Consider the following 11514-nt stretch of genomic DNA (forward strand, 5'->3'; position numbering starts at 1 on the left):
ATTCTCATAATCGCCGGAAGATACCTTGCGCTGCTTTGTGCAATGCTCATCATCTATTTTCTGTCAGCGAAGCTCAAGAGTGTTATCTCGACATTCCTTGCGGCGACGGCGGTGCTTATTTTGCCGATATTACTGGCTCTGCTGGGGATAGGCGTGTTTGAGTATGTCTTGCTGGATCCTATTTTGGTGGGGAATTTGTAAAGGGTAATATCTTGATAAAAATATTTATTAATTTAAAACCACGCATCCAATACAAGCTTTATCTAAAATGACAATACTTGTATAATTCAAAGTGATAAAGACCTGCAAATAAAAGTCAAGCCCCAATTAAGTGAATTTACAAACAATTCACAAAGATAAAAAGTGCATGACTAAAAGACCGCATCAAAATCTTTTTTTTGAAGCAGTCTGATTAAAAAATATTTGTTTAGAAATCAGTTCAGAGCCTGCATGACCCGAGCATAGTAAATGCGCAGGAACTTGTGCACAGCGTTTCAAGAGTGGAATTAAGCATCACAGCCGCTTCTGTAATAATCTTAATGACGGAATCCGTCATAGGTAATACGCTTATCTGTGTTTTGCAATATGAGTGGATATCAGCAGCTTTTTTATCACTATAGTTGTAATTGTTCTTTCTGCACCAGCTTTGATACTTTACCTTAAAAGCTGATAAGGAAAGCTTTGAAATAGAATGAATATGAGGAAACTTCAGCACGAAATCGACCTATTTTTCGTGTCCGTCAGACTCTCAGCGAGGTGAAGTGAATAATGTGTTGGCATTTGGAAAGCAGGAATCAAGCAGGCTGATAAGATTGTTTTTCTGCATAACAAGAATTTTATTATATTGAACATACTGCCTGTTAAGGATCTTAAGCGTTTTGCGAATATCATTGGCAGGTATGTACTCACGAAGGTCAAGCCATTTATCGATAGCAAACGAGGCTATTTTTAGAGAATCTTTCTTATCGGTCTTGACCTTTCTAACACGATTTGTGCCATAGTCATCGATCAACAAAGGATTGACTACGGATACAAATATAACCTGGTTGTGGAGTGCATTGGCGATCGGTTCATAATATGCACCTGTGTATTCCATAACAACCTTTGTTTCACCTGAAAGTGATTTGATGAGCTGCACAAGCTTATAGAGATCACTTTCTGTGTGAGATACATCAAATGGTTCAGCTATGACAATTCCAAATCCATTATATATCGTAATATTATTACAACGTTTTAATCATATTTTTAAACTATTGACGACTATTAAATGGAATTGTTTCCTCTGTAAAAAAACAGACCCTTATTTTAAACAGGGGTCTGATAAATTTAGCATTTTTCTTTCTTTTTGAACTTTGTCAGATTGATTATCAACGCAAAAAGTGCCATAAAAAGAACTGCCACTATGAGAGTAACTGTCGATAATTTAATAAGGCTGTCAGTTAAGCCATACATGGATCTTGTGAGTGCATTATACACAGTGTCATTATGTATCGCAAGCCCGTCATAATATTTTGTACCCTTTAGGATAGCACACGGAACAAGAATGAGCATTGAGGAACAGAAAAGTGAAGTGCCTACCCAATAAAGCAAACCGCTTATATGCTTTCTGTTTACTGCTGCCATAACGCCTATAAATATAACAGCCGTTGCAATAAGAGCTATCCTTATTTTTCTCGCAAGCACAAGCAGATCTTTAAGCTTTGTGGAAATGCCATTAGGTTTATTTATATGGCTCAAAAGCATAACGTCAAGGTCGGATTCAATTGCCTGCTCCACATTTTTTATTGTCTTATGCTTTATGTCTTCAAGTTCCTGAGTATATTCAACGCCTTCTTTTTCAGCCCATTTTGTATAATCGTCTGAGATATTCTTTTCAAGAAGCGTAAAGTCTGCCTTAAACTCAGGAAGTTCGCTCTTTTCGCCAAGAATATAACTGAAAGTATCTTCAACATAGCTATAAATAGCGTTTGATACATCAGTTTTGTTAATCGACTTCTTCAGGGTATCAGCTTCAACACCAGTGTAGGCATATTGTTGTTCAGAATATGTCTGTATCTCCTGGAAAGCCGTGTCCTCAATTTTTATCTTGTGCATACTGTTCGTATAGGTTGTCGGTTCAAAGAAAATATTATCTGCCGCAAACAGAAGTGACAGCGCAAGGAATATAAATGCCAAAAACAGCGAGATTATCAGATTAGGCAGGTAGTTGTATAGTTTTTTGTTTTTCACAGATCTTTCCCTCCTAATTCTTATATTCTTTGCTTACGACTTTGCAGATAACATATAGCCTCTGATCTGAAAGACCCATATATCCATTGTTCCAGCAAGTGTAGAGTATCAGATCATCTACAGGTGGATCTGCGGTCACGTCATAATACAAAAGGGAAGTATCTGTATCTGGAAGTACCTTAGTTTCTGTGACCTCATAAGTAAATTTGCCATAATCTGTTTTTAGTATCACTTGATCACCCACTAGAATATTAGGTAAATATCTGAAATAAGTGTGGTTATGTGCCGCAAGGACAACTCTGCCTGTAGCACCTATATATGCAGAATAGTTAGATTGCACAACCCCTTTTGCTAGGAGATCATCAGAGTCTCCCCAGTAAACAGGCTCTTTGTCAATGCCTGCCTTATCATTCTTTACGGTCAGCTCAGCATATTTGTCGCCGTAATACGGATAGATTATCTCATGCTGTTCCGTCTTATTTTCAGAATTTGGCACTGTGACTTTTGTTAATCCCTTCATAGGCAGTGCGTCTGCATTTCTGTATTTATTATCCTCTGATGGGTTTTTCAAATGAGCGTTCTCATTGAACGCTATTGCTGCATATCCTTGCAGCTCTATGAATTTTTTATAACTTACCAGCGTCATGATAGACAAACAAAGAGCCAAAACTAAAAGAGGCGTCAAGACCATTACAGCCACTGACGTCCTCTTATTTTTTTTCAGTTTGTTTGCGTCAGACGAGGAAGCTTTAACCTCATTCCTGACCATATCTTAGCACTCTTTGTTCTTCTTAACAGCTACTGTAATACCAAATGCACTAAGAGCAAGTGTAAGAACCGCAGCAACCTGAACAGCTGTCATGCTGTTTGCACCAGTATTAAGTGAACCATTACCTGTGTTTGTTCCAATGTTTGTATTGCCATCTGAATCAACAACCTGAACGTTCCAATCCTTGCTTGTAAGCTCGTCTACCTTGATAGTAACACCAAAGTGTTTACCTGTAGCTACGCAAGCATCAGCAATAGCCTTTCTGCTATCCTCGCCCATTTCCTTAAACACCTGTCTAAGCTGATCGTTTGTTAGTGAAGCAAGATCTGTTCCTGCACCAAAAAGCTTGTCAGCAACAGGCTGAACATATGTAGCACCACAATCAGAGAGAGCCTTTACCATGTAATCATAGTCAGCAGAGCTGAACTTTGAAGCGTGAGAATCAAGGTAGTTCTTAAGCTCTGATACGTGGTTAGAAGGAACACCTGCTGATTTAGCTGCAGAAACAACATCGGCAGAAGAAGCTGCTGATGCGCTTACAACCATTGTTGAAGCAATGATGAACGCAGTAACAGAAGCCGAAATTGACTTAAATATCTTTTTCATAACACCTATCACCTTTCGTAATATTTTCTTATAACAATATTATACACTATTAAAATTCGATTGTCAATATTTTTATTGGTATTTTTTTCAGAAAAAAGCAAATATTTTTACGATAATTTGAAATAGTTATGTATAAGTGCGTATATGCGCTATTTCATGCGATTGTATATTGCTGGAAAATACGAAAGATCCTCGGCATTCTCAAATAAAAGACTTATAACATTACTGTTTTGGTGCTTTTATGATTTTTGTCAAAGCTGATCTCAAAGCATTTAGATATAATTTCTACATTAATTATTATAATTATATGTCTTGACACGATGTCATGTCATGGTGTATAATTTTTTTGTATGATATAATTGACGTAATGTGCAAGGAGGATATATGAAAAATTATCTCAATGAAAGCCTTTCAGCTCAGGAAAGAGCTGAAGCACTTGTAAATGAAATGACCGTAGAGGAGGCGGCTTCACAGCTTAGATATGACGCTCCTGCTGTTGAGCGGCTCGGCATTCCTGCCTATAACTGGTGGAATGAGGGTATCCATGGGCTTGCACGAAGCGGTGTGGCCACCATGTTTCCACAGGCAATAGGTCTTGCGGCTATGTTTGACACCGACCTTGTGTTCAAAGTGGCAGATATAACCTCCACAGAAGCTCGTGCTAAGTATAATGAGTATTCAAAGCGTGATGACAGGGATATATACAAGGGTCTTACCCTTTGGGCACCTAATATAAATATTTTCAGAGATCCACGCTGGGGCAGAGGTCATGAGACTTACGGTGAAGACCCTTATCTTACCGCAGAGTGCGGCAAGGCATATGTAAAAGGCTTGCAGGGCAGTGGCAAGGTACTGAAAACTGCCGCTTGTGCAAAGCATTTTGCAGTACATAGCGGACCTGAGGCTGTTCGCCATGAATTTAATGCAGAGGTTAATTGGAAAGACCTTGAAGAAACCTATCTTTACGCCTTTGAGGAGCTTGTGAAAAAAGCAAAGGTCGAGGGTGTAATGGGTGCGTATAACCGTGTGAATGGCGAGCCGTCATGTGCTAGTGAGTTTCTAATGGGCAAGCTCGACAAATGGGGTTTTGATGGCTATTTTGTTTCTGATTGCTGGGCAATAAGGGATTTCCACGAACACCATATGGTGACGTCTTCTCCTGTAGAGTCGGCCGCAATGGCACTTAAAGCAGGTTGTAATGTGAACTGCGGTTGTACGTATGTACACCTGCTTTCTGCTCTTGACAAGGGGCTTGTGACAGAAGATGAAATCCGGGCTTCCTGTGTTGCTCTTATGAGAACTCGCATAAGACTTGGTATGTTTGACAAGTCAACGGAATATGACAACATACCATACAGCGTTGTTTCTTGCCCTGAGCATAAAGCTGTATCCTACCAGTGTGCAGTGAAGTCCATGGTGTTGCTCAAAAACAAGGGTATTCTACCACTTGACAAAAAATCAATATCAACTATCGCTGTAATAGGTCCAAATGCGGACAGCAGAGCGGCTTTAGAGGGCAATTATAACGGCACAGCCGACAGGTATGTTACTTTCCTTGAGGGTATCGAGGACGCATTTGAGGGCAGGGTGCTTTATGCTGAAGGCTGTCACTTGTATAAGGACAGAGTATCGGGTCTTGCACAGGCAGGGGATAGATACGCTGAAGCTGAGGCGGCAGCGGCAAATTCTGATGTTGTGATACTTTGCGTTGGTCTTGACGCCACTATTGAGGGCGAGGAGGGCGACACAGGTAATGAGTTTTCATCAGGTGACAAGAACGATCTAAGACTTCCTGAAAGTCAGCGTGAGCTTATAAAGCGTGTCGCAAAGATCGGCAAGCCTATGATAGTGGTATGTGCGGCAGGAAGCTCAATAAATATCGAGCATGATTGTGACGCTCTTATTCACGCATGGTATCCGGGTTCAGAGGGCGGCAAGGCTATTGCGGATATTATTTTTGGTAAAGTGTCGCCATCAGGAAAACTGCCTGTTACATTCTATAATAGCGCCGACAAGCTGCCTTGCTTTACTGATTATGCTATGTCTGATAGAACATATAGGTACACGAGAGATAACATTCTTTATCCATTCGGCTATGGTCTTACTTATGGAGATGTTGTTGTTACATCACTTAGTTATGACGATGGCAAAGTCAATGTAGAGGTAGAAAATAACGGTGCCGATACATGTGATGTTATCGAACTTTACATTAAATCACATTGTGACAATGCTCCGGCTTATCCTGTGCTGTGCGGCTTCAAGAGAATTTTTGTCAAAAAAGGTGAAAAGCTTGATGTTGAAATCGAAGTACCTGACAAAGCTTTCACAACAGTGTCAGATATCGGCGAGAGAAAACAGTTTGCAAAGGAATTCACCCTCTATGTTGGTACGCATCAGCCTGATGAACTTAGTTGTCAGCTTAGTGGTACAAACTGTATGAGTATCAAGATAGAACGATAATGAAAAGAGATCTTACAAACGGCAGTATCATAAGCTTGCTTCTTGCTTTTTCAAGCCCGATGATACTGTGAAATCTGCTCCAGCAGGTGTATAACATTGCCGACACTTATTGTTGGCAGATTTCTTGGCGAAAATGCCCTTGCGGCTGTGGGCGGCACATACACCCTCATGACTTTTCTCTGTTCGATCATAATAGGTCTGTGCATGGGCAGTGGCTCGCTTGTTTCTTATTGTTTCGGTGAAAGAAATGAACGCCGCCTGAAAGGCTGTCTGAACATATCATTTCTGATCATAGGCTCTGTTACTTTGGTGACAGAGCCTATCACATTGTGCTTTTCCAATGAGATTTTGAAACTTTCGCATACTCCAATGAAAATAATGTTGTTGACATCTGATTATGTTATAATTATCCTGTCAGGTGTGGGACTTTGCTTTTACACTCTTGCCAAAGAACCTCTTTTGCGACTATACTTCAAGAAAAAATCTTGGAAGGATTGCAGTTTTGGTGAAGTGGTGCGAATGTCGACCGCTGCCTCAGTTCAGCAATCTGTCATGAATTTCGGCATACTTATGATACAGGGACTGGTAAATAGTTTTGGAACGACTGTAATGGCGGCTTTTACAGTAGCCATTCATAATTGTTAAATTAAGCTGTCAGCTTATATGATTTTCCGACAAATACTTGGCTGATTTTGTTTATCTTATTGTATGTTATAACAAAAAACCATTTTTTTGTTGAAATACAAAAAAACGTATCGTTTAAAGTTGACTTTTTGAATAGAATGTGATAAAATTATTATTGTACGGTTTATTTTTTGGGAAAATAACGAAAATATCAACAATAGGGTGAATAATTCAAATGAAAAAAAATTACACTATCAAGGATCTTCTGGTACTTCTTCTCGGAAAGGTTTGGTATATCGTTGCCGCTTCAATAGTGTGTGCGATACTGGCCCTTTTCGTATCAAAATTTGTTATGAGTAAGCAGTATCAGTCACACGTTTCAATGTATGTTAAAAGTGCTGATAATCAATCAATGGGTCAGGATAAGACTAATGTTGACTTACAGGACATTGATGCTTCAAAGTCATTGGTACAGACCTACATTGTTATACTTACTGATGACCCGGTAATGAACGAGGTAAGCGATAAACTTCTTGAGATGTATACTCCTGAACAGCTTGCTCCTTATTTTACTGTAACAAGCGGCAGGGTTTCAAATGACGACCTGAGAAATGCTTATAGCATGATCGCTGTAAATCAGACAGAGGTACTTCAGATAACTGCCACAACAACCAATGCAAAGCTTTCTTCTGACCTTTGTAACATCATGGCTGACGTCGCTCCAAGCTTTCTTATAAGAGTTATCGGTGCAGGCTCAGTTGAAAAGATAGGTGATGCTGAGGTTTACAATACACCTGTTTCTCCTAACACCACTAAAAATGTTGCCCTTGGCTTTGTTGGTGGCTTGATGGTGGCTGTTCTAGTGATACTTGTTATTGACTTCTTTGACAACACTGTAAAGAATTCTGATGAGCTTGGCGACATTTATCAGAAGCCTATCGTTGGTGAGATAATGAATATTGGCGGAAAGACTTCTAAAAAGGATGAAGGTTCTTCTGCTGACAGAAAAAAACAGCTTCTGTTCAATAATAAGGATATACCGTTTAATATTGTAGAGAACTACAAAACAATGCGTACAAACCTTATGTTTACACTTTCTACAACACGAAATAAGATAGTTGTCGTTTCTAGCCCTAATCCAAGTGAGGGTAAGTCTGTAACAGTTGCAAACCTTGCAGCTTCAATGGCTGAAACAGAAAATAAGGTTCTTCTTATTGACGCTGATATGAGAAGACCTGTTCAGCACAGAAACTTCAAGTTAAAAAACAATGTTGGACTTTCAACAATACTGAGTGGTGAAAGCACATTTGATAAGTGTGTGCATGAAACCAAGAATGGCAATTTTGCTGTTCTTACATCAGGCGTTTTGCCTCCAAACCCGTCAGAGCTTCTTGCTTCTGAGAAAATGCGTGAATTGCTTGAATATGTTCAGCATAAGTATGATTATGTTATTGTCGACGGAACCCCGCTGCTTCCTGTAACTGACGTAATGAGCCTTGCAGACGAGGTCGCAGGCGTTCTTCTTGTGGCGAGATATGGAAGAACTACATATCAGGAGATAGAGGAGTCTATGAAGAAGCTTGAGATAGGCGATTGCAATCTGCTTGGGTTTGTTCTTAATGATATTTCCGCAAAGAACGGTTCTCATTACGGATACAAGTATAGCTACAAGTATAAATATGACTACAGCTATAAATACGGTGGGAAGGATACTTCTGCCGAAAGTTAAATGACATGGAGATGTTAGATTGACTACCGATTATCACAGCCACATACTGCCGAATATCGATGACGGCTCTGACAGCATCAAAACATCACTTAAAATGATAAAAATGATGAAACAGCAGGGCATAGGTATAATTGTGGCAACACCGCATTTTTATATGCACAGGGAAGCTTCTTTAGACAGTTATCTTGTCAAACGGCAAAATGCATATGAGAAGCTCATGGCGTCTGGCCCTGCCGTGAAGGATATACATATTGGTGCTGAGGTGGCTATAGAAAAAGGCATCAGCGTATTAGGAGAACTTGAAAAGCTGTGTATCAGCGGAACAAGACTTATTCTTCTTGAACCACCATTCACTCAGTATAACAGTTGGATCGTCGAGGAGATAGACGAGATAGCAAATTCTCGAAGGCTTATTCCGATAATCGCCCATGTACATAGATATATGGGCGTTTATTCAAAGTCAGATCTGAAAAGTCTGATGTCTGTGGATGCAGTTTTTCAGATAAATGCAGAAGCTTTTGAGCATTTTTCCACAAGACGTTTTGTTAATAAGCTTATTTCAAGTGGCAGAGATTTTGTCTTTGGAAGCGATGCTCATGATCTTGATGATAGAAAACCTAATTTTGATCTTATAGCTAAAAGATCTGGAAGTGAAAATATAAGACGTTCTGATAAAGTACTCATGTCTGCTATGTCTGACGAAGAAAGAATGTTTGCTTTTTAAGTATAGAAAAAATATTGATGATATTATAAATAGCCTGCACTGTGCCATTGAGGGGTGGCCATGGTGTGATCTTATTCATTGCTTTAATTGAGCGGAGGTATGTTTTATTTATGGAGAAAACAAGTGAAAACACAGTTCAGGTGTGGAAAAACAAAAAGATAAAGCATTGGATGCTTATTGCATTCTTTCTGTGTTTCTATGATATTGTTGCCGTAAATCTATCCTACATTTTCGGACTTTTCATCAGATTTGACCTTACTTTTTCTGCAATACCAAAGGAGTATATGCTTGCCTATGTAAAGTTTGCTCCAATATATACAGCTTTCTGTGTTGTGGTGTTTTTTGTGTTCAAGCTTTATAATAGTTTGTGGAGATTTGCTAGCATTGGCGAACTGTCAAGGATATTTTTGGCCTCGATAGTTACTACCATATTCCAGGCTGTGGGTATAACATTACTCTTCATGAGAATGCCTGTGGCTTACTATATAGTAGGAGCGGGAACTCAGTTCGTGCTTATAACAGCAGTGCGTTTTGCCTATAGATATGTCACCCTTTTAAGAGCAAAACAGGTAACAAATCAGGTGGCAGTGCATAATGCAATGGTTATTGGTGCAGGTGCTTCGGGTCAGATGATCCTTAAAGAGCTTACGATGTCAGAACGTGCAAATGCAAGACCACTCTGCATAATCGATGATAACCCAAATAAGTGGGGAAGAAATATCGGAGGAGTTCCTATCGTTGGTGGCCGTGATTGCATTATGGAAAGCGTCAAAAAGTATAATATTGATCAGATCCTTTTTGCAATTCCAACTGCATCACCTGAGAACAAAAGGGATATCCTTAATATTTGTAAGGAAACAGGCTGTGAGATGAAACAGCTTCCGGGCGTTTATCAGATAACAAATGGTGAGGTGCTTCTCAGCAAGATGAAGCCTGTTGCGGTCGAGGATCTGCTTGGAAGAGAGCCTATCAGAGTAAACATGGACGAGATATTCCAGCACCTTAAGGGTAAGACCATATTGGTAACAGGTGGCGGTGGCTCTATCGGAAGCGAGCTTTGCCGACAGATAGCAGGTCATGAGCCTAAACAGCTTATCATATTTGACATTTATGAAAACAATGCTTATGAAATAGAGCAGGAGCTTAAACGTAAATATGGCAGTAAACTCAATCTTGTGACGCTTATCGGCTCTGTTCGTGACAGCAGACGTATCAATGACGTTTTTGAAAAATACAAGCCTGATATCGTTTATCACGCTGCAGCACATAAGCACGTTCCGCTTATGGAAACAAGCCCTAATGAGGCTATCAAAAACAATGTTGTTGGTACATACAAGACAGCCTATGCCGCTTTGAAGCATGGCACAAAGAGGTTTGTGCTTATAAGCACTGATAAGGCTGTAAACCCTACTAATATTATGGGTGCAAGTAAAAGACTCTGCGAAATGGTCATCCAGAGCATGGACGCTATCAGCAAGGCAGGCAGAACTGATCTTCTACCTATGCTCCATGCACACGTTGATGAAATGACAGACGGTATGCTTGAGAACGATCCGATGGACGAGATAGCTGTTGATAATATAGAGAGCAGTGAAGCGATTAAGATCGAAAGCGTTGGCAATAAGGACAGAAATGGCACACAGTTTGTTGCAGTTCGTTTTGGAAACGTTCTTGGAAGCAACGGCTCTGTAATCCCACTGTTCAAAAAGCAGATAGAAGCAGGCGGTCCTGTTACTGTTACTCACCCTGATATCATAAGATATTTCATGACTATACCTGAGGCTGTGAGCCTTGTTCTTCAGGCAGGCACATACGCATGGGGCGGCGAGATATTTGTCCTTGATATGGGTGCGCCTGTGAAGATAGACACACTTGCGAGAAATCTTATCAGACTTTCAGGATATAAGCCTGATGTAGATATCAAAATAGTTTACTCAGGTCTGCGTCCTGGCGAGAAGCTTTTTGAGGAGAAGCTTATGGCAGAGGAGGGCATGATGAAAACGGACAATGAGCTTATCCATATCGGAAAGCCTATACCGTTTGACACAGAAACATTCCTTGGTCAGCTTGGAGAGCTTGCTCGTGCAAGCTATAACAATGACGAAAGTATCGTTGAAATGGTCGAAAAGATCGTTCCAACATTCAGTCCTGTAGGTGATAAACCAACAGGTAATGAAAAATATGGCAGAAACGATGTTGCAGTTTCTGCGGCAAAATAATAAAAGATCCATATTTCAGCACTGCGGGGATTTCTGCGGTGCTGTTTTTATGCCTAATATTTCACACTTTTTCTTGATGTGTAGGTTTGTCAATCATATTGGACACTATTATTAAGAAATTCGATAGGCGAAAACCATTTGAGGGGACGCATAG

10 protein-coding genes are annotated in these 11514 nt (G+C 40.0%); 6 read left to right on the plus strand and 4 right to left on the minus strand.

Annotated features, from left to right (window positions below; translation table 11 throughout):
* On the plus strand, positions 1–201 hold a 201-nt coding region (locus tag AB5123_RS12675; RefSeq protein ID WP_368364903.1), incomplete at its 5' end, for a hypothetical protein.
* A 547-nt stretch (positions 202–748) separates the two neighbouring features.
* On the opposite strand, the gene AB5123_RS12680 is transcribed toward AB5123_RS12675, so the two are convergent.
* From AB5123_RS12680 to AB5123_RS12695, 4 genes are all read right to left on the minus strand, one after another.
* Complete coding sequence (locus AB5123_RS12680) at positions 749–1219, minus strand: transposase (RefSeq protein ID WP_081855982.1); 471 nt, start codon at positions 1217–1219, stop codon at positions 749–751.
* A gap of 107 nt (positions 1220–1326) precedes the next feature.
* Complete coding sequence (locus AB5123_RS12685) at positions 1327–2229, minus strand: hypothetical protein (protein ID WP_117857370.1); 903 nt, start codon at positions 2227–2229, stop codon at positions 1327–1329.
* Positions 2230–2242: 13 nt separating this feature from the next.
* Positions 2243–2998 carry a class D sortase gene (locus AB5123_RS12690; RefSeq protein ID WP_368364904.1) on the minus strand — a complete coding sequence of 252 codons (756 nt, stop codon included), beginning with the start codon at positions 2996–2998 and terminating at the stop codon, positions 2243–2245.
* Positions 2999–3001: 3 nt separating this feature from the next.
* Entirely contained in the window at positions 3002–3604 is a 603-nt protein-coding gene (locus AB5123_RS12695) for a hypothetical protein (protein WP_022286496.1), read from the minus strand.
* Between the two features lie 384 nt (positions 3605–3988).
* Between AB5123_RS12695 and AB5123_RS12700 the strand changes: the two genes are divergently transcribed.
* The 5 genes from AB5123_RS12700 (at position 3989) to AB5123_RS12720 (ending at position 11360) form a co-directional block, all read left to right on the plus strand.
* Positions 3989–6064: a glycoside hydrolase family 3 C-terminal domain-containing protein gene (locus AB5123_RS12700; protein WP_302839779.1), complete on the plus strand. Its 2076-nt coding sequence runs from the start codon at positions 3989–3991 to the stop codon at positions 6062–6064.
* A gap of 96 nt (positions 6065–6160) precedes the next feature.
* Positions 6161–6709: an MATE family efflux transporter gene (locus tag AB5123_RS12705; protein WP_337812514.1), complete on the plus strand. Its 549-nt coding sequence runs from the start codon at positions 6161–6163 to the stop codon at positions 6707–6709.
* A gap of 214 nt (positions 6710–6923) precedes the next feature.
* Positions 6924–8417, plus strand: a complete 1494-nt coding sequence (locus tag AB5123_RS12710) for a polysaccharide biosynthesis tyrosine autokinase (RefSeq protein WP_287613451.1) — start codon at positions 6924–6926, stop codon at positions 8415–8417.
* A gap of 19 nt (positions 8418–8436) precedes the next feature.
* Entirely contained in the window at positions 8437–9141 is a 705-nt protein-coding gene (locus tag AB5123_RS12715; protein WP_278643539.1) for a CpsB/CapC family capsule biosynthesis tyrosine phosphatase, read from the plus strand.
* Between the two features lie 110 nt (positions 9142–9251).
* Entirely contained in the window at positions 9252–11360 is a 2109-nt protein-coding gene (locus AB5123_RS12720) for a polysaccharide biosynthesis protein (protein ID WP_368364905.1), read from the plus strand.
* The last annotated feature ends 154 nt before the right edge of the window (positions 11361–11514 follow it).

This window comes from Ruminococcus sp. RTP21204st1_B2_RTP21204_210225, from assembly GCF_040914135.1.
Classification (GTDB): domain Bacteria; phylum Bacillota; class Clostridia; order Oscillospirales; family Ruminococcaceae; genus Hominimerdicola; species Hominimerdicola aceti.